Raw genomic sequence first — 19,190 nt, 5'->3', positions numbered from 1 at the left:
TGTTCTTCGAGATCGTCCGTTCGGCTAACGCCGCTATTTCAGGCCCAGGTCCACGCGGCTTCCCGCGCTTTTATCGTCGATGCCGTCGGCAGTCAGCTTCGGCGCGACCACGAAAATCCGGCTGCTGTCGATCTTGCCGTCGAAATATTCCTGCACCGCCTGCGCCCGCCGCAGCGCGAGGTCGCGTAACGATGCTTCGTCGACCGGCGCGTTCTGCAGCAGCGCGGCCTTCATGTCGGCATCCGGCACAGTCTTGGTCAGACCGATCATATTGCGCGGCTTCTTGAAATCGGCCGACTTGTAGACCTTCGTCAGGTACTTGTCGTAGTCGTCGCCGGACACCTTCACGCTCGCCCAGTCGACGTTTTCGCCGTTGCTCGACATGTCGCGCACCTTCGCGCGCTTCACCTGCGCGTCCAGCCACGCGCTGCGCAAGCCCGGCTCGTCCACCTTCGGATCGACGCGGCCGGTCACGTCCAGCCGGACCGACGGCTTGTCCGCGAGCGCCTTCGCGATCGTGTCGAGCTTCTTCTGCGCGGCATCGGTGAGCGTCGCGGAGCCGGCATCGAATTCCACATAGTTCAGCTCCTCGCCGCTGCCGCCGAACGCGTGCGCAAGCAGCGAGAACGGCGCGGTGACGGCCTTCTGCACGAGGTTCAGAATGGCCTGCCACACGAGCCCGCCGACCGAAAACTCCGGGTTCGACAGCGAGCCGGAAATCGGAATGTTCACGTCGATTTCGCCGCGCGAGTTCTTCAAGAGCGATACCGCGAGCCGCACCGGCAGCTTCGTCGCGCTCGGATTGTCGATGTGATCGCCAAAGGTCAACTGATCGATGAACAAGTGGTTGTTCGCCGTCAGCTTGTCGTCGGCGAGCATGTAGTGCAGATCGACGTTCAGCTTGCCCTTGGTGATCGGGTAGCCCGCGTACTTCGCGGAATACGGCGTGAGGTTGGTCAACTCCACGTCGTGCGCGCTCGCGGTCAGATCGAGCGCGGGCTTCGCGATCAGCGGATTCACCTGCCCCTTGATCGACACCGGTCCGTTGGCCGCGAGCTTTGCGGTGACATCGACGGGCGCGGGCGTCGTCGAATGCGTGCCGAACGCGCCGATCGTCCCGTTGATCGCCACGAGATTCGCCGTGTAGTTCGGCTTGATGAAGTCGTCGGTGTACGTGACGCGGCCGTTCTGCAAGACGAGCTCGCCGAAGCGCAGATTCAGCGGCGGCCCGGATTTTGCCGTGTCGCCGGGCGCGCTCGCGGCAACCGGCGCCGACGCCGACGCTGACGCCGACGCCGCCGGCTGCGTCACCGATTGCCCGGCTGCGTGATCGCTCGCCACGACGTTCTTCAGGTTCAGCTTGCCCTGCGCATCCAGCAGCACGCGGCCGTAGAAATTGGCGAACGTCACGCGCGCCGCCTCCACGTCCGTGCCGCGCTCGCCGTAGCTCGCCTTCAGATTCGTGAGTCCCAGCAGCTTCCAGCCGGCGAAGCGGTCGGACGTGGCCTTGTCGATCATGCGCACGTCGGTGAGCGACGCGTCGCCCTTGTACGACGCCGCGAGCGTCTTGCCGCTGCCCGACATCGCCACGTCGCCGTTCGCGTTGAGCGCGGCGCTCGCCACTTCGACGTTGAGCTTGTCGCCGAAATACGGCTCGAACGCGGACACATCCACCTGATCGCCCTTCACATGCAGCGCGACCTTGAGCGGACTGAGCGTGACATTGCCGTTCACGGCGAGCGCGCCGCGGCCGTTGAGCGTGAGCTTGCCGTCGATGGGAAGCGGCTTGCTCATATCGTCGCTGAACTGCCTGACATCCACCGACAGCGGCGCGACGCGCAGCTTCACCGGCCGCGCGGGCGTTTCGTCGGTGAACTCGGCCGATGCGCCGTCCAGCCCGATCTGGCCGATCTGATAGCGCCACGCCGGACCGGCCTCTTGCGCCTTCTGCACCTTGCGCGTCGCCGTTTGCTCGGGCGCGGCCTCGTGCGGTCCGCCAAGCGCCGCCAGATCGATGCTGCCGTCCTTGCGGCGCGTCGCCTCCAGCGCGAGGCCGCTTACCCGCACGCTGTCGAGCGCGGCGGTGCGCGCGGCTACATCGACCTTGCCGATCTTCGCGACCGCCGAGCCGAGCCTGATCGGCGCTGCGCCCGCCGCATTCGACGGCACGAGCGTGAGACCGGCGAGCGTGACATCGCCCGCGCCGACCTGCACGCCGGCATCGGGCTTCGACCAGTCGACCGACACCGGCAGATTCGCGCTCACCGTGCCCGCGACGACGCGCGCCGCCACCATGTTCGCGATGTACGGCTGCAGCGGCGGCAGCGCCAACGCGTCGAGCGCGAGCTTCGCGTCCGCCGTGTGCGCGGCGAGCGCGACGCTGCCCGACGCGGCGAGCGTGCCGCCCTTGTCCGACGCGGTCTTGAGCGTGTAGCGCGCGGGCGTCTTGCCGAGCGTGGAGAAGCCGTCGAGCGTGACGGCGAGGTTCGTCAGCGCGGCTTCGACGTGCTGCTTCAGCAGATCGTCGGCGTACGCGAGGCGCCCGCCGTCGATGGCGAGATGGCGGATCGCGAGGTCGAGCGGCGGTGACTTGCTGTCTGCAGGCTTCGCGGCTTCAGGCTTCGAAGGGGACGCGAGCCTGGTCACGTTGTACATGCCCGAGGCGTCGCGCGTGATACGCGCATCCGGCCCGGATAGCGTGATTTCGTCGAAGTGATAGACGCTGCGCAGCGGCTGCATATCCGCGATCTTGACGTGCAGCGCGCGAGCGGCGATGAGCGGCGCGTTCGCGCGATCGGTCACGGCGGCGTCGGCGAGATCGGCGGTGCCGTCGATGCGGATGGTCGGCACGTCGCCCGCAATCGCGAAACGCACATTGAGATCGGTCGAAAGCCGTCCGCTCTTCACCGCGACGGGCAGCGAGGCGGGGGCATACGACGCCAATTGCGGCACGTCGAGCCCGTCGAGCGTCAGCGCAATCTCCGATTCGCGCGACTGCGCGAACGGCTTAGTGCGGCCCTTCAGCACGAGCGGCGAACCGTCGATGCGCGCCTGCAAAAGCGGCGTCACGAAGATGTCCGTGGCGGACGGCAAGGTTGCGATGAACGGAATGCCGAGCGCGAAGCGGTCGATGGTGTGCTTTGTTTTCGTGAGCCTGTCGTCGAAAACGATGCGCCCGTTCTCGATCCGGATATTCGACACCGAAAACCGCGCGGGCTTGTCCGAGGGCGGCGACGAAGGCTTCGAGAACTTCGCGATCAGGTCGGAGAAATTGAAATGCTCGGCGTCGTACCGGACGATGTTGATGCGCGGCGAGTCGATCTTCAGTTCATCGATAACCGGCGCGAGCCGGAACAGCGACGTCCACGACGTCCGCACCACGAGCCGCGACACATCCACGAAGCTGGGCGCGTCCGGGCCTTGAGCGCGGGATTCGCCGATATGCACGTCATCGGCTTCGAAATCGAGGGTATAGGGATTGAGCGCGATGCGCCGGATGCTCACCGGCCGGTCGAGCTGTTGCGAAAGCTGCTGTTCGGCGACGTGCCGGATAACCGGCGGCGCGACGAAAAACCCGAGCAGCCCGATCACCAGCAGGGCGACGACGAACCCGATCGCGATGCGCCGCGTGCGGCGCGCGTGGACCACGCCGCGCAAGGTCTGTCCGGCCGTGGTGAACGTTGACTTCGTGGTGCTTGACATGCGATGCGCGGCGACGCGATGCGCGCATCGGCGCGGCGCGATCTCGCCGTCTCGGAAGGAGGATGCCCGAGTATACGACGATGCGCCGCGCCAACGTTGTCAAAACTCTTCGATGACGCCGCGCAAAAAACGCGCTACTGCCGCTGCACGGGCGGCGGCGCCCACGTGCCGTCGCTCGCCTGCGGCTTCGGCGCATAGAGGCGCATGGCGAGCCGGAATTCGCCCGCGGGCGCGGGCAGCCAGTTCGACGCACGCCCCTTGCGGGGCGACTCGGAGGACACGATCACGTCGATGGAGCCGTCGCGATTCTTCTTCAGGCGGTCGCGGTCGGAGATGGACAGGCGCGGCACTTTGGCATCGGCGAGTGCGCCGTCTTTCGTGTACGCCGTGAGCGTCCAGAAGCCGCGCACCGGCGGAAGCTGATTCGGCTCGAAGTGCAGCACGTAGTCGTTCGCGCCGTTCAGCGCGTGGCCGTCGCTGTCGACGGATGCGACCGGCTTCGTTTCGCCGTCTTTCGTGCTCGTCGCCGTCTGCCGCCGCGCAAGATACGCGCGCAGCGTGTAGTCGGTGCCGTAGTTGCCGACGCCGTCGCCGAACCACGTCCAGCCGTTCTTCGTAATGGCGTTGGGCGGCACGGTCGAGAGCCGCTCGCGCGCCTCGGCGATGCCCGCGTCGAGCACCGGCGCGTCCGTCGCCTTGAAGTGCACCGGCTCGCCGGGCTTCACGCCGATTGCGGCGAGACGGTTCATCGCGGGCGTGTCGGCGGTGGCGGGCGGGTTGTCGTCGAGCGAGCGGGCAAGACGCGCGAAAAAGGCGCTCGCGTCGAGCGATTCGGCTTGCGCACCGGGCGATGCCGTCGCCAGCGCGGCGGGCAGCGGCGGCACCGACGGCTGCTGGCCGCTGCTGCCGCCGGGCCACGCGCCGGCGACGGCGGGCGTCGTATCGGCGACGGAGCCTTTCGCGGGCGTGAGCGGCTCGATGCGCATCGCGGTTTGCAGCTTGCGCGCCTCGCGCACGTCGCGCGGGCCGTTCACGCGCACGCGCACGGAGAGCCAAACGTAGCGCGTGCGGCATTCGACGCGCGTCGCATCCGCGGGCAGCGTGCCGCTGAAGCCCGCCGGCACGAACGCGATCGACTGCGTCTTCGGATACGGCGTCGTGTCGGCGCTCGAATAGAGCGCATTGGTCCACGCGTCGAAGGCGCGCGCGTCCAGATACCGCCCGCGCGGCGCGGCCGGCAGCGAGACGATCACCGGATCGGCCGACACATCCAGCCATGCGGTCGAGTCGAGCGTATCGACGCTCGGCCAGCCCGCCGCGCCCACGGGCGGCAGCGCGCTCGCGTGCCGGAAGGTGTTGAGCGGCGCGCGTCCCGACTGCGCCGCGTTGCCGCTCGCGCGCTCGCGGGCGATGTCCGAGGCAACGAGCGGAAAGCCGAACGTGTAGGCATCCGCCACCTGGTCCTTCACCCAGCCGGTGCTGGCTTTGGCTTCGGGCGGCTTGTTCGCCGCGCAGCCGGACAGGAGGCTCGTTCCGGCGATGCATGCGCCTAGACAGAAAGCGGCGTTGAGCGGGAAGGTCCAGCGTCGTGGTAGGTTCATTCGAATGGGAGTCCGGTTCTTGTTTCGCATGGTTGGCGCAACTTCCGGCGCGCAAACCGATGCTGCCGCCTTAACGTTTGCGCCTTTGTTACGGGCGCGGAAACTATCTCGAAATTCGGGTTTTAACGTATCCGCTGATGATAGGCAAGGAGCCGCTGCCAAAACCGTCATCAGGCGCTGATGACGGAAGCAAACCGCATGCGCCGGCATCGCGTAACATCGGGATTCTTGCTGTTCTCCATTCCACCGTCACAGAGCCGCCCGATGTATCTGCCCGCCCATTTCGAAGAAAACCGCGCCGACGTGCTTCACGCGCTGATCGCCGCGAACCCGTTCGGCGCGCTCGTCACGCACGGCCCGAACGGGCTGGACGCAAACCACGTTCCGTTCGAATTCGATGCGAGTGCGGGCGAGCACGGCCTCCTGCGCGCGCATGTGGCGCGGGCCAATCCGGTCTGGAAAGAAGTCGCGCCGGGCGAGAAGGTGCTCGTGATCTTTCAGGGCGAAGCCGGGTATATCTCGCCGAATTTCTATCCGAGCAAGCAGGAAACGCATCGTCAGGTGCCGACCTGGAATTATTTCGTCGTGCACGCGCACGGCCGCATCACCGTGCGCGACGACGAAACCTACGTGCGCGGCGTCGTCGCTCGGCTCACGCGCAAGATGGAAGCGGCCGAGCCCGCGCCGTGGAAGATGGGCGACGCGCCGCGCGATTACATCGACGAGTTGCTGAGCGCGATCGTCGGCATCGAGATCGAGGTGACGCGGCTCGTCGGCAAGGCGAAGCTCTCGCAAAACAAGGCCGACGCCGACCGCCTGGGCGCGGTCGCCGGTCTGCGTCAGCGCGGCGGCGACGCGGCGCACGCGCTCGCCGACGCCATGTCCGCCACCCTGAACGATCCGCCGCGCGGCTGAGAAGCGCGCTTGACCTTCCAGTCATGGGAAGGTCGATACTGGAGCCATGAGAACGGCAATTGCGCCCGTTCAGCCAGACCCGGAGCGTTTCACCATGTCATCGGCTTCAACTCGATCGGGAAGGACCGCCGAATTCGCCGTCGGCGGGATGACGTGCGCGTCCTGCGTCGCGCGCGTCGAAAAGATGCTCAAGCGCGTGCCGGGCGTGGATGCCGTCGCCGTCAATCTCGCGACCGAGCGCGCCACCGTTCACGCAAGCGACGCCGTCACCGACGACCAACTGCTCGCCGCCATCACGAAAGCCGGCTACGAAGCCACGCGCATCGTGCCTGACGCGCCGCCCGCCGCCGACGCCGGACCCGCGCGGGATCGGGAACTCGCGGCGGTCATCGGCAGCGCGGTGCTCTCCCTGCCGCTTCTTGCGCCGATGCTTTCGCCGATGCTCGGCTTCGACCTCTCGCCGTGGCTGCAACTGGCGCTTGCGAGCGTCGTGCAGTTCGGCTTCGGATGGCGTTTCTATGTCGGCGGCTATCGCGCCGCGCGGGCGCTCTCGGGAAACATGGATCTGCTCGTCGCGCTCGGGACGTCGGCGGCATGGGGCGTGTCCGTCTATCAGATGTTCGCGCACGGCCACGCGCATCTGTACTTCGAGGCGTCGGCGGTGGTCATCACGCTGGTGCGCTTCGGCAAGTGGCTGGAGGCCCGCGCGAAGCGCCAGACGACCGACGCGATCCGCGCGCTCAACGCGCTTCGCCCGGACAAGGCGCGCATCCGCGATGCCGCCGATCCCGCGCGCGAACGCGAAGTCGCGCTCGCGGATGTGCGGATCGGCGATATCGCCATCGTGCGGCCGGGCGAGCGCGTGCCGGTGGACGGCATCGTACGCGAGGGCCGCACGCATATCGACGAATCGCTGATCACCGGCGAAAGCCTGCCGGTCGCCAAGGAACCGGGCGCGCGCGCGACAGGCGGCTCGATCAACGGCGAAGGCGTCATCGCCATCGAAACCACCGCCGTCGGCGCGGAGACGACGCTCGCGCGCATCATCCGGCTCGTCGAGTCGGCGCAGGCGGAGAAGGCGCCGATCCAGCGGCTCGTCGATCGCGTGTCGGCCGTGTTCGTGCCGGCGATTCTCGGCATCGCGCTCGTCACGCTCGCCGGCTGGCTGCTGCACGGCGCGAGCGGCGAGACAGCGTTGCTCAATGCGGTCGCGGTGCTGGTGATTGCCTGCCCGTGCGCGCTCGGCCTCGCGACGCCGACCGCGATCATGGCCGGCACCGGCGTCGCGGCGCGTCAGGGCATTCTCATCAAGGACGCCGAGGCGCTGGAGCGCGCGCATGCCATCGAAATCGTCGCGTTCGACAAGACCGGCACGCTCACCGTCGGGCGGCCGGCGCTCGTCGCATTCGACGCCGCGCCGGGGCAGCATCGCGACGAGGCGCTCGCGCTCGCGGCGGCCGTGCAGCGCATGAGCGAGCATCCGCTGGCGAAAGCAGTGGCCGCTGCCGCCGGCGCTACCGACCACGCCCGGCGCTTTGAGGCACGCGCGGTCCGCGCAGTTGCGGGGCGCGGCGTGGAAGCGGACGTCGCCATGGCCGGGAACGCTGCCGCGCCGCGACGCGTTGCGATCGGCAGCGGACGCTGGCTGAAAGAATCGAACGCCGCGGTGCCCGACGCGCTCGCCGAGCGTGCACGCCAACTCGAAGCGCAGGGCAACACCGTCTCGTGGCTGTTCGAGCCGGAGCGCGGCGCGGTGCTCGCGCTGCTCGCGTTCGGCGACACGGTGAAGCCTACCGCGCGCGCCGCCATCGAACGCCTCTCGCAGATGGGCGTGAAAGCCGCGCTCGTGACCGGCGACAACGCGGGCAGCGCGCATGCCGTTGCGCGGGCGCTCGGCATCGCGCAGGAGCGGGTGTTCGCGCAGACGCTGCCCGGCGACAAGGCGCAGGTCGTCGCGCGACTGAAGGCGTCGGCGAAAGGCGTCGTGGCGATGGCGGGCGACGGCATCAACGACGCGCCCGCGCTCGCCGCCGCCGACATCGGCATTGCGATGGCGAGCGGCACGGACGTCGCGATCGAAGCGGCGGGCATCACGCTCATGCGCGGCGATCCCGCGCTCGTCGCCGATGCCATCGACATTTCGCGGCGCACGTATCGCAAGATCCGGCAGAACCTGTTCTGGGCGTTCGTCTATAACCTGATCGGCATTCCGCTCGCGGCGCTCGGCATGCTCGATCCGATGTACGCCGGCGCGGCGATGGCGTTCTCGAGCGTGAGCGTCGTGACCAACGCGTTGCTGCTCAGAACGTGGCGCGCTCGGTCGGGACACGCGGGCGCCGCGACGGTCGATGCCGCGCGCGACGGCAAGCCGGTTACTCGGGCCGCATAACACGCGCTGTTCGCGGCGGCGGAATGGCGACGATGCCGCCGTCGCGAGAAGCGGCGGTTCTTCGTGGGCCGCACCGGAACGCGCTTGGATGCGCGCCTTGCAATGCGCATGACGCTCTGCGCTTGCGGTATTGCCCGCGCGAACGCCATTCCGATGTCGCCGGTCTGCGTGCCCGAGTCGTTCGCGGCCGCCGGATGGCGACGATGCCGCCGTCGCAAGACGCGGCTTTCGGCGGCCGCGCCCGCAACGTGCTTGCGTGCGCTTCTTGCCACGCGCATGGCGCTCCGCGCTCGCGGCATTGCCCGCCGCGAACGCCATGCCCGAGTAGTTCGCGGCCGCGGAATGGCGACGTTGCCGCCGTCGCGAGAAGCGGCTTTCAGGGCATTGCATGCGCTTCTTGCCCCGCGCAACGATACCCAGCGCCCAACCCGGTGCGCGAATTCACCACGCTGCCACATGGCAATGATTAGCGCGCACCGTGGCAAGCATTTTGAAATCCGAAATGTTTCTCATCCTGCCCGGGCCAACGTCGCGACGAGAAAGCATTCCGCACGGACCGCTCGATAAACGGAAAAACACGGATGCCCGTTTGTGCGTGGTCGCACATTGCGGCGATTTCGCTCGCGGTACTCTGGCTTCACACCCCTGACCGGCGGCAAGGCGCTGTACCGGAAACTGAGAGATTTTCGGAGCCGGCCGCTGAACAAATAAGCATTCAATCACGCAGCGCAGATTACAGGTCCGTCGCAACATGCAACGTCACAACGCTATGCGCGAGCGTGCGCGTGTGGGCTCGCGCCCATCCCTGTTTCAGCCGGACGCGGAGCGTATCGCGCGCTCCAGCATGACCCGCTTCACCGAAGGCTTCGAAGCACTGACAGGCAAGCATTTCGCCGATTACCCGTCCTTGCACGCCTACAGCGCCCGCGAATTCCGCCGCTTCTGGCAATACTTCCTGCAATCCGCGCAAGGGCTGGAATGGTCGGGCGACGCGGAAGCCGTTTGCATCGGCGATCGCTGTGAGACCGCGCGCTTCTTCCCGCATGTGCAGTTGAACTATGCCGAGAATCTGCTGAACCCGGGCATTGCGCCCGACGACGCCCCCGCGCTCGCTTCCTGTTATGCCGATGGCGGCCGCGTCGCCTATACGCGCGGCGAACTGCGCGAACGCGTCATGCGGCTCGCGCAGGCCCTGCGCGAACTGGGGCTCGGACCGGGCGACCGCGTCGTCGCGATCATGCGCAACGACGCCGACGCGATCACCGCCGCGCTCGCCGTCACCGCGCTCGGCGCGACGCTCTCCACGGCCGCGCCCGAGAATGGCGTGCAATCCATCGTCGACCGCTTCGCGCCGCTCGCGCCGCGCATGTTGATCGCGCATACCATGCCGCGTTCGTTCGATACGGCCGGCTCGCTCAGCGCGCATGTCGCGGCGGTCGCGGCCGAACTGCCGTCGCTCACGGATATCGTGTGTCTCGACGACACGCCGCTGCCGACCGGCATCGGCACGCGTCAGCACGCCTTGCGCGAGCTGATCCTGCAAGGCGACGCCGCGCAATTCGCGTGGCAGCGGTTCGCGTTCGCGCATCCACTCTTCATCATGTTTTCGTCAGGCACCACCGGCAAGCCGAAATGCATCGTGCACGGCGCGGGCGGGACGCTCATCGAGCACGTGAAGGAGCACCGCCTGCATAGCGACCTCGGCCCCGGCGACAAGCTCTTCTTCTTCACGAGCTGCTCGTGGATGATGTGGAACTGGCAGTTGTCGGCGCTCGCATCAGGCGTGCAGATCGTGACGTACGACGGGCCCGTCGCGGCGGTGGATACGCTCTGGCGCATCGTGGCGAACGAGCACGTCACGGTGTTCGGCACCAGTCCCGCTTATCTGAAGATGAGCGAGGACGCGGGGCTCGAACCGGCCGCGCAGTTCGACCTGTCTGCGCTGCGCGCGATGATGTCGACCGGCGCCGTGCTCTTCGATTCGCAGTTCCACTGGGCTCATCGGCATGTGAAGCCGTTGCAGCTTCAGTCGATCTCGGGCGGCACCGATATCCTCGGCTGCTTCGTGCTGGGTAATCCGAATCTGCCCGTGTTCGCGGGCGAGGCTCAGTGCAAGAGTCTCGGCCTCGACGTGCAGGCGTTCGATCATGGCGCGCCCACGCTGCTGCCGGGGGAGCTCGTCTGCACGAATCCGTTTCCGTCGCGGCCGCTCGGCTTCTTCGGCGACGACGAGGGCTTGCGCTTTCACAGCGCATATTTTTCGCAGAATGAAGGCGTCTGGACGCACGGCGATGTAATCGAATTCTCGCCCGAAGGCTCCGCGCGTCTGCATGGCCGCAGCGACGGCGTGCTCAACGTTCGCGGCATTAACGTGAGTCCCGGCGAGATCTATCGCATCCTCAGCGACATTCCCGAAGTCTGTCAGGCGATGGCCGTGGCGCAAACGGGCGCGCGCGCGGGCGAGAGCGGCCAGCGGATCGTGCTGCTGCTCGTGCTGCGGCCCGGCGCGCTACTGAATGCGACGCTCGCCGTGCGCATGCGACGCGAGATCATGCGGCAAGGCTCCGCCGCGCTCGTGCCCGACGTGATCGTGCAGGTCGACGGCCTGCCGGTCACACACAACGGCAAGCCGTCGGAGGCCGCCGCCCGCGATGCCGTCAACGGGCTGCCCGCGCGCAACGTGTCGTCGCTTGCAAATCCCGGCTGTCTCGATGGCATCCGCGAGCACCCGCTGCTCGCGCGGCAGACGGGCGAACTGCCCGCGCCGGGGGCATCGGCGGAGAGTGTCGAGGCCTACCTGTGCGCGCTGTGGGAGCGGTACTTCAACTTCGCGCCGATCGGCCGGGAAGACAACTTCTTCGAACTCGGCGGACACTCGCTGCTGGCCGCGCGCATGCTCGCCGATATTCGGCGGACGACCGGTCGCACCCTGCCGATTGCCACGTTGATCGTCGCGCCAACGATTGCGCGGCTCGCCGGCGCAATCGTTTCCGACCAGGGCACGAGCGCCGCCAACTCGACGCTCGTGCAGATGCGCGCGGGCCGCGGCCGGCCGCTCTTCATGGTGCATAGCATCACGGGATCGGTCATGGAGTGCCTGACGCTCGCGGCTACGCTTCAAAGCGAGCGGCCCATTTACGGGCTGCAGGCGCAAGGGCTGGATGGCGATGAAACGCCGCAGCGCAGCGTCGAGGACATGGCGCGCGCCTACGTGCTGCGCATGCGCGGCGTGCAGCCGACCGGTCCGTATGCGCTCGTCGGCTATTCGTTCGGCGGACTGGTCGCGCTGGAGATCGCGCAGCAGCTCGTGAAGGCGGGCGAGCAGATCGAAATGCTTTGTCTGCTCGATACCTACGTGCACGAACGTTGTCTGCCGCTTTCGGCGTGGGCGCGCTATCAGGTCGCCATGCTCGCGTATCGCATGCGGGAGTTCCGATCGCTCGATGCGCGCTCGCGCGTGCGCTATGTGCGCGGCAAGGCGCTCGCGCTGACGGACCACGTCCGCATGCGGCTCGGCAAGACGGCGCAGCGGCCCGGCCCCGAAACGCGCAGCCTGCCGCCGCCGCTGATGCTCGTGCGCGAATCCATGCGCGTCGCGATGACGACCTACAAGCCGCGCCGTTATGTCGGCGGCCCGATCGTCTACGTGCGCGCGTCGATCATGCAGGACGATCGCGGCGATCCGCTGCCGGTGTGGCAGCGCGTCGCGAAGCAGGGCCTGCGCATCATGCAGGTGGAAGGACGGCATCACGATCTCGTCGTCGAGCCGCATCTGGCAACCGTCGCAATGGCGCTCGCGCAGGTGTTGTCGAATATGTGAGCCGTCGATGACGGCGGCGCGTGACAGTCCACGCGACAGGCCTCGACCGGGACCCTTCCTTCTCGCCTACGCGGCGCGTCCATCGAATTTCTTCGATTTCAGACATGCCCGATACCACTCGGCGCGTGGGCTGCGCATACTCCGAAAACTGTAAAAAATCGCAATCACGCAACGTCCGCATTGTTTCCAGTACGACCTATGACTACCCGCTGCCTGAGCTTTCTCCGAGTCGACGCACCCGCAGTTCTCGTCAATCACAAGCACTATTGCGCGCAACTGGGCTACGAGCACGAAACCATCTCGCTGGTCGGCATCGAATCCAGAGCGCAACGCCTTTTGCTGAAGTACGAAACGGTGCTGCATCACCTACGGCAGATGCCCGAGCATGCGCTGCTCGTCTGCTTCAGCGAAGACTGCCTCGTGTTGAACATGCATCCGGTGGAACCCATGGCCGATGGCCGTCAGCATCTTCTGCCCGCGCTCGGCGGCAACACCGGCAAGGAGCAAACTGCGCTGCACGTCTGGCGCAATACGCAGCCTATCCGCGATTTCATCGTTCACTGCATCGAGCAGTGCAAGATCTGCGGCGCGACCGACGACGAAATCCAGCTTCTCTCTCCGCTCGACTATATCGAGCCGCACGGCGAGCGCGGCGGCATCATGTGCGCCATGTTCTGCAATCCGCGCTTCGAACCGGTCTGGGCGAGCCGCGCCAATCTGTGGACCATCGTCATGTCCGAACAAGAGATGTACGGGTTCATCCATGCGTCGTTTCGCAACGCGCTCGCCGAGCACATCAACGATTGTCAGCAGAAAGGCGTGCGGCTTCTCGACTTCTCCCGGCATGCGGCGTACGCGCCCGCCGAGCCCTTCAGCGTCTTCAATCCTGGCCGGCCCATTGCGCTTGTGACGTATTACACGGCGAACGTGCGCAACTACGGCGCGGTCGCGGAGCAGAACATGCGGCGCTATTGCGAGCGCCACGGCTACACGCTCTACGTCTACCGCGACACGCCCGCCGACGCCGACCCCGGCAGCACCGGCACCTGGCTCAAGCCGTGGTTCCTGCGCAAGCACTTGCCGCATCACGAATGGATGATCTGGATCGACGCCGACATTCTCTTCGTCAACCAGAAGAAGCCGCTGGAACCGCTGCTCGCGGATCGCGACATCCTCGCCGCGCACGACATCGGTCCGTGGGTCATCAACGCGGGCGTGCTCGGCTTCAGGCGCACGGCGGAGAACGCGGCTTTCGTCGATGAAATCTATCGGCACGTGAGCGCCGCGCCCGATAAGTCGAGCACGTACGCGAACGGCGGCGATCAGACGATCATCGCGAATCTGCTGCGCGAGCGGCTCGGCTGGACGCTCAAGAGCGGCCATGACTGCGTGAGTCTGAACACGCCGTGGTACTTCCAGCAGCCGTCGAGCTTGATGGTTCACTTCGTCGCCATTGCATCGCCGCTGCGCGCGATGATGATGTGCGCGCAAGAACGCGTGAGCCTGCAAGCGGGCTGACGCTTTCATACCAGCGCGACGGCGTAACGCTTCTATCGCGCGCGCCACTCCGTTTGCTCTACTAGCGAGACGCTCGCCCGATTGCGGGCGACGCCTTCTCACGAACGTGGAGCACGCATGTCAGCGCAACCTCGCCTCAATCAACTGGTGCTCACCGTCGCGTGCCCGAGCGCGGCGGGTCAGGTAGCCGCGATCGTCGGCTTTCTGGAGCACCACCACGGCTATATCGACGAACTCAGCGTCTTCGACGACGACCTGAGCGAACGCTTCTTCGTGCGCTGTGTCTTTCATGCCGCGCGCCGCGACGACACGCTGGACCTCGCGATGCTGCAGCGCGAATTCGCGCCCATCGCCACGCGTTTTTCGATGACGTGGGCCATGCACGATCTCGCCGTGCGGCCCAAGGTGCTCATCATGGTGTCGAAGCTCGAACACTGCCTCGCGGACCTGCTGTTCCGCTGGCGCATGGGCGAACTCAAGATGGATATCGTGGGCATCGCATCGAACCATACCGATCTCGCGCCGCTCGCCGCGCAGCACGGCCTGGCGTTCCATCATCTGCCGATCACGGCCGACACCAAGCCGCAGCAGGAAGCGCGCGTGCTCGATCTCTTCGACACATCGGGCGCCGAATTGCTGATTCTCGCGCGCTACATGCAAATCCTTTCGGCCGATACCAGCCGCAAGCTCGCGGGCCGCGCGATCAACATTCATCACTCGTTTCTGCCCGGCTTCAAGGGCGCGAAGCCGTATCATCAAGCGCATGCGCGCGGCGTGAAACTCATCGGCGCGACCGCCCACTTCGTCACCGACGATCTCGACGAAGGCCCGATCATCGAGCAGGAAGTGGAGCGCGTCGATCACGCGTATAGCCCGGAGCGTCTGCTCGCGACCGGGCGCGATGTGGAATGCATCACGCTTGCGCGTGCCGTGAAGGCGTTCGTCGAGCGGCGCGTGTTTATCAACGGCGAGAGGACTGTCGTGCTGCGCTAGCGGCCTGGAATGCGCGTGAAACGCGCTTGAAACGCGCGAGGAACCGCTGTCATGAATCAAACATATTCTCCCGGTTTTTCCTTTTCAAGTCATCGACTTAGGGCGGACCTGTGACCGGCAAAGCGTGACAAAAAACGCCACTGTGACAGAACAGGGGGTTTGAGGGGGGATGTTGGTCTTATAGTTCGCCCAACAACAACCCGAAACACCTCTGAAATGCGCGCGGTCGCCCGCCTCACTGTTCAATCGGTTAAGACGCTCAACGTTCCCGGCTATTACGCCGATGGCGGCATCTTTACCCGTTCGCCAATACTCGGGCCATAAGAGTTGGATTTACCGCTAGAAGGCCGGCAAACGTAGCCCCGAGCTACGTCTCGGCCCCTACCCGCTCGTTTCGCTGGCCGAGGCCCGCAAAGCTGCATTCGAACAGAACCGCCTTCGTTTCGCTGGCGTCGATCCAGCGGACGCACGCCGAAAGGCGCGCGTAGCGACTAAAACGCACCTTTCGTTGCGTCTGACGTTTAAGGAAGCGGCGGCGCAGTACTTTGAAGCCCACGCTCCCGGCTGGCGTGGCGCGCGCACGGCGAAAGATTGGACTCAGACCATGCGCGACTACGCCGAGCCGGTCATCGGCGCGCTCGTTGTTGGGAACGTGGACACCGACCATATCGTTGCTATCGTCGAACCGCTCTGGTTGACGAAGCACAAGACGGCTAACAATGTCCGCAGCGTCTGTACGGGTGTATAAGCGGCGGCCCTTCGTTTCATGCGTCGCGACGAGGCCGTCCTTTATGGCGCGCTTCAACAAGAGCCGAACGACGGACGTGGACGTTTGAAAAGCCTCGACGAGTACCGACATCGTGAATGGCTTACCGGGCCTCGTCAGGGCTAGGAGCGCAGCAACCCGTTCCGGCGTTGCTGCGAGTTTTGTTTCCGATTGCACCGATGATCGTCTCGACGGCATGAGAAAAAGACAGCAAAGAGGCGGGGACGGCGCTAGCGTCGTCCGGCTAACGGCTCATATATGTGCGTGGACAACATCCACGTCACAGCCGAGCCTCTTCCTAAACTCCTCTATGAATTCGTCAGTGAGATTAGGGCAGTTATAGAAAGTGAAGCCTAGGTTACTGAACCCCCACGGCCAAGACATCTTGTAGTTGTGAATCTCGCTCGCATGCTTACATCGGGGGCACGTTAGGTTGTCAGTATCCCCTTGTGCCCAGTCGTTGAACATATCCCAATCCTCTTGGGCAATATCCTCCTTACAATTCGGACAGACAATATCCTCAAGACCGTTTTCGTATCCGCAGAAGACAGTTCGCTCAGTGATGATCTCCAACCCGTTCGTCACGAGCGTAAGGCTGAAATCTCCATCCGCTTTCACAACGGATTTTGCGCCATTCGAGAAGCGATAACCGAAGTCTGCGCCGAGCACGCAATCTGAAGCCTCGGCCACCACGATATCTCGACCCACCAGCCACGCGAGAATCTCTTTCGCTTTTTTCTCCGGCTCAGGATAAGTAGATTGTCTCGGGACGATGGAAATGCTTATGTCGCTCATAGGCTCCTCTTTTCTTAAGACGTTGAAATCGATTCATAAATCAACATAGCGCGGCAACAGGTCCTGATCCGCGAGCCGTATCTCTATCGCATTAGCGACCTTCACATGCTCGGGATTGTCCACGTCGAACGGGCCGTCAATCTCGCTGATGATAATGGTCCCCTCCGTGCCGTTTAGGTCTTTGACGTGACGAATAAGGCGAGCCTCGGGAACCTGCTCGAACTCGATCCGGCGCGGCAAGTAGAGCATCCAGCCGACGCCGGGACGGTCTTTGAACACCTTATGACTAGCAGAGTATGAATATGAGCCAACCTCGACCAAAATGCCCGGCCATATTTTTAACGCCTTCTCAATAATATCCGCTACAACATGGTAGTACTTCATGACATCGTTGCCATCCGCTCTGAAATCGAATGATGATCGCTTCCATAGGTAATACCACGAGCGGAACCCGGCTCCGCCTTGTCCTTCGCGTCCGTTCCACACGCTCTTATATCTGTCTTCTTCGTCAGCAAGAGATGACGGGTCGATGAAATCCTCCGATGGGCCCGAGTCAGTGAATGCTGGTCGATTAGCTTCGCCATCGAGCAGCCATTGGTCCAAACTGAAGCTGTGGGTCTCAAGTACCCTAGCAAATTTCCACAAGTCTTCGCACTGCTTGGCGGCGGAAGGTAAAACGTCAGCATCAAGTTTGAACCTCAATCCAAGTTCCACACTTAGAAGATTTTCTTCATTTCCACTCATTCTGTGTCACCTGCAACATTCATTGGTTTGAATTCGGTTGTAGCAACAAGGCCTTCTGCGGCAAACGTCGTTGTCGCCCATGCATAGAACTTCTTCTGCATGAAGTACCAACACAACCGAGCCGGTTCATTCTTTACAACGACTCTATGCTGGGCATTAACCTGCTTCATCGTGCTCTCATATGCAGACGTGTCTGTAACTTTGTCGGGGTTGTTTTTGCTTTTTGCGTGGAAGAAGAAGAAGTTCGGGTTGCCCTTCTTATCGAAAAAGAAGTCATAGTTGGCTTTTGCCTCTTGCAACAGACATTGCGTCGATTGAAAACCATCGAAGTCTATGTCACAAAATTTCCATTCCATGCCTCGTGGGAAACCCGTTACGTATTGCTGGTACTGCGCGGAGAGTTCGGACATTGAGTGATTGACGGGAGCCATTAGCCCCTTCTCGGGGGGGCACTTGCAGTCGCGAGTCCGCGCCCGCGTTTTGACCTGCGTGTCGGTCTGCGCTTTTTCCTTGTCTTGAGACGTGTCCCCCGGCAGAGACAATATGGCGCCTGTCGCTATGCCACCAGCGGCGGATGTCGCGGCAGACGACGCTAGACTCCGCAAGCCGGCATAGACCGCTTGAGCCGCTAATCTAAGCAATGGAACGGCTAATGCACTCATTAATGCAACTCCTTTTCTTCGCGAAGATTTGTGCGCGCAACGTCCATCATCATGTCGAACCGCTGTTCAGGCGGTAACCCTTTTTTATTGAGCCAAGCGGAGACGGCAGGCTTTTTATAAAAATTCGGTTCGACGCTCTCCAGATACAAGAAAGCAACAAGGTACTTATCGTCCGTGAAGCCAATTCGCTTTGCGTCTTCGTAAGCGGCATTCAAGCGGTCGGAGAGCGTCGCATCCTCGGCGAGTGCGGGGCGGTCTTTGACAATGTCCTCTTTCACAGCCAACACGAAATTGCGTTCGTCGGCGGCGCATAGCGCCGTCCATTCTTCTTGTGAGAAATTAAGCATTCAGTGTCAAGTAAAAACGTTCACCATCGAACAAGTAAAGCCACGCGAGCGCCGCGCCGAAGTAACGCGTGCGCGTTGCCTCACTCATTGACTTAATCAACGCATGCAACGCCCGCGGGTCCCAAAACCGCATAAGCAGTTCGGTGCCGTCCGGCTGCGTGGCGTTCAAGCGTTGCCGCAGCTTGTCCGCGAGCGTCGGCGCGTCATCGGTCGAGACAACCCACACCACGGACGGCCGCGCCGCTTCGAGTTGTGCGGTTATGGCCGCGTGTTCGTCGGTGAGCATTTCGACGAGCCACGGCCCCGCGTGCGCTAACGGCTCGTCCTCGGTTCCGTCGAAGAGTGCGATCACTCCCGCGCTCGTCCGGTCAAAGCGTTTGCCGGTCTGCCGCTCGTATTGGATGCCGTCAACGAGCGCAAATAAACGGGCGTCCGGATGACGCTCGCGAAGCTCTCCAATGTGTATCTGCACCGCTTGCGGGATCATGAGCGCACCAAGGAGGAAGCGCCGTTCTCGACGGCATGAATCAGGCATTCAAGGCAGATGCGCGGAGCGACGGCCGCTATTGCGCTCGTCAGCGGATCGGCTTTCGGGTCGTCCGTCGCATGGCTGGCAGCATGGACGAGGAACGCGCCGTTCGTGTACCCGATCAACCCTTGCGGACTAATTTCGATGACACTGCCGCCGCCGTTGATACGAACACCCTTGGCGGCGGTTAGATTGATCCAGCCATCGGAACTAATGATCTCTGCGTTCTGCTTCGCGATGATCTGAGCGCCGTCCGTCTGTGCCTCGATACGGATTTTTCCCGCCGCCGCGACGAGCTTGATTCCGGCCTGCTGCACGAATAGCGCGAAGCTATTCATGACACTCGCGAAGAATGAGCGCGCCGCCGCAAAGCTGACGTTTCCCGCCGCCGTCACTGCGAAATCTTGAT

At 64.2% G+C, this 19,190-nt stretch carries 14 protein-coding genes; 6 read left to right on the top strand and 8 right to left on the bottom strand.

Features of this window, described 5'->3' with window-relative positions; translation table 11 throughout:
- Positions 1–33 precede the first annotated feature (33 nt).
- Both NCR35_RS14355 and NCR35_RS14350 read right to left on the bottom strand, forming a co-directional pair.
- Entirely contained in the window at positions 34–3,702 is a 3,669-nt protein-coding gene (locus tag NCR35_RS14355; protein ID WP_250534841.1) for a DUF748 domain-containing protein, read from the bottom strand.
- Positions 3,703–3,836: 134 nt separating this feature from the next.
- Positions 3,837–5,303, bottom strand: a complete 1,467-nt coding sequence (locus NCR35_RS14350) for a DUF1254 domain-containing protein (RefSeq protein ID WP_250534840.1) — start codon at positions 5,301–5,303, stop codon at positions 3,837–3,839.
- Between the two features lie 264 nt (positions 5,304–5,567).
- Here NCR35_RS14350 and NCR35_RS14345 point away from each other — a divergent pair, with 264 nt between their 5' ends.
- The 6 genes from NCR35_RS14345 to NCR35_RS30015 all read left to right on the top strand — a co-directional run bounded on the left by NCR35_RS14345 (position 5,568) and on the right by NCR35_RS30015 (position 15,686).
- Complete coding sequence (locus tag NCR35_RS14345) at positions 5,568–6,218, top strand: FMN-binding negative transcriptional regulator (protein ID WP_250534871.1); 651 nt, start codon at positions 5,568–5,570, stop codon at positions 6,216–6,218.
- Between the two features lie 148 nt (positions 6,219–6,366).
- Entirely contained in the window at positions 6,367–8,607 is a 2,241-nt protein-coding gene (locus NCR35_RS14340; protein ID WP_502801675.1) for a heavy metal translocating P-type ATPase, read from the top strand.
- A gap of 751 nt (positions 8,608–9,358) precedes the next feature.
- Positions 9,359–12,427: an acetoacetate--CoA ligase gene (locus NCR35_RS14335; RefSeq protein WP_284503035.1), complete on the top strand. Its 3,069-nt coding sequence runs from the start codon at positions 9,359–9,361 to the stop codon at positions 12,425–12,427.
- 198 nt (positions 12,428–12,625) lie between these two features.
- Positions 12,626–13,945, top strand: a complete 1,320-nt coding sequence (locus NCR35_RS14330; protein WP_250534837.1) for a glycosyltransferase family protein — start codon at positions 12,626–12,628, stop codon at positions 13,943–13,945.
- Positions 13,946–14,062: 117 nt separating this feature from the next.
- Positions 14,063–14,938 (top strand): formyltetrahydrofolate deformylase, encoded by an 876-nt coding sequence (purU, locus tag NCR35_RS14325; protein WP_250534836.1) that lies wholly within the window; start codon positions 14,063–14,065, stop codon positions 14,936–14,938.
- 397 nt (positions 14,939–15,335) lie between these two features.
- A complete protein-coding gene (locus NCR35_RS30015; RefSeq protein ID WP_350029203.1) occupies positions 15,336–15,686 on the top strand; it encodes a phage integrase central domain-containing protein in 351 nt (116 codons plus the stop codon).
- A gap of 270 nt (positions 15,687–15,956) precedes the next feature.
- Here the strand turns inward: NCR35_RS30015 and NCR35_RS14315 are convergent, their stop codons facing one another.
- From NCR35_RS14315 to NCR35_RS14290, 6 genes are all read right to left on the bottom strand, one after another.
- Positions 15,957–16,499, bottom strand: a complete 543-nt coding sequence (locus tag NCR35_RS14315; protein ID WP_250534834.1) for a hypothetical protein — start codon at positions 16,497–16,499, stop codon at positions 15,957–15,959.
- A gap of 33 nt (positions 16,500–16,532) precedes the next feature.
- A complete protein-coding gene (locus NCR35_RS14310; RefSeq protein ID WP_250534833.1) occupies positions 16,533–17,243 on the bottom strand; it encodes an Imm52 family immunity protein in 711 nt (236 codons plus the stop codon).
- Positions 17,240–17,905 carry a Tox-REase-5 domain-containing protein gene (locus NCR35_RS14305; RefSeq protein ID WP_250534832.1) on the bottom strand — a complete coding sequence of 222 codons (666 nt, stop codon included), beginning with the start codon at positions 17,903–17,905 and terminating at the stop codon, positions 17,240–17,242. Before NCR35_RS14305 ends, NCR35_RS14310 begins: the two co-directional genes overlap by 4 nt.
- Positions 17,905–18,252: a hypothetical protein gene (locus NCR35_RS14300; RefSeq protein WP_250534831.1), complete on the bottom strand. Its 348-nt coding sequence runs from the start codon at positions 18,250–18,252 to the stop codon at positions 17,905–17,907. The genes NCR35_RS14305 and NCR35_RS14300 overlap by 1 nt, the downstream gene beginning before the upstream one ends.
- A complete protein-coding gene (locus tag NCR35_RS14295; protein ID WP_250534830.1) occupies positions 18,245–18,739 on the bottom strand; it encodes a DUF4123 domain-containing protein in 495 nt (164 codons plus the stop codon). Before NCR35_RS14295 ends, NCR35_RS14300 begins: the two co-directional genes overlap by 8 nt.
- A partial coding sequence (locus NCR35_RS14290; RefSeq protein WP_250534829.1) for a DUF2345 domain-containing protein occupies positions 18,736–19,190 on the bottom strand: 455 nt, incomplete at its 5' end. The genes NCR35_RS14295 and NCR35_RS14290, both read right to left, overlap by 4 nt.

It is taken from the genome of Caballeronia sp. AZ10_KS36, from assembly GCF_023631105.1.
Taxonomy (GTDB): Bacteria; Pseudomonadota; Gammaproteobacteria; order Burkholderiales; family Burkholderiaceae; genus Caballeronia.
The sequence above is the reverse complement of the archived record's forward strand: the minus strand, read 5'-3'. Positions and strand labels throughout refer to the sequence as shown.

What these genes read in the sequence shown, in the direction of transcription:
- NCR35_RS14355 (WP_250534841.1), bottom strand. Translation starts at nt 3,702, where the DNA reads ATGTCAAGCACCACGAAGTCAACGTTCACCACGGCCGGACAGACCTTG.
- NCR35_RS14350 (WP_250534840.1), bottom strand. Translation starts at nt 5,303, where the DNA reads ATGAACCTACCACGACGCTGGACCTTCCCGCTCAACGCCGCTTTCTGT.
- NCR35_RS14345 (WP_250534871.1), top strand. Translation starts at nt 5,568, where the DNA reads ATGTATCTGCCCGCCCATTTCGAAGAAAACCGCGCCGACGTGCTTCAC.
- NCR35_RS14340 (WP_502801675.1), top strand. Translation starts at nt 6,367, where the DNA reads ATGACGTGCGCGTCCTGCGTCGCGCGCGTCGAAAAGATGCTCAAGCGC.
- NCR35_RS14335 (WP_284503035.1), top strand. Translation starts at nt 9,359, where the DNA reads ATGCAACGTCACAACGCTATGCGCGAGCGTGCGCGTGTGGGCTCGCGC.
- NCR35_RS14330 (WP_250534837.1), top strand. Translation starts at nt 12,626, where the DNA reads ATGACTACCCGCTGCCTGAGCTTTCTCCGAGTCGACGCACCCGCAGTT.
- purU (WP_250534836.1), top strand. Translation starts at nt 14,063, where the DNA reads ATGTCAGCGCAACCTCGCCTCAATCAACTGGTGCTCACCGTCGCGTGC.
- NCR35_RS14315 (WP_250534834.1), bottom strand. Translation starts at nt 16,499, where the DNA reads ATGAGCGACATAAGCATTTCCATCGTCCCGAGACAATCTACTTATCCT.
- NCR35_RS14310 (WP_250534833.1), bottom strand. Translation starts at nt 17,243, where the DNA reads ATGAGTGGAAATGAAGAAAATCTTCTAAGTGTGGAACTTGGATTGAGG.
- NCR35_RS14305 (WP_250534832.1), bottom strand. Translation starts at nt 17,905, where the DNA reads ATGAGTGCATTAGCCGTTCCATTGCTTAGATTAGCGGCTCAAGCGGTC.
- NCR35_RS14300 (WP_250534831.1), bottom strand. Translation starts at nt 18,252, where the DNA reads ATGCTTAATTTCTCACAAGAAGAATGGACGGCGCTATGCGCCGCCGAC.
- NCR35_RS14295 (WP_250534830.1), bottom strand. Translation starts at nt 18,739, where the DNA reads ATGATCCCGCAAGCGGTGCAGATACACATTGGAGAGCTTCGCGAGCGT.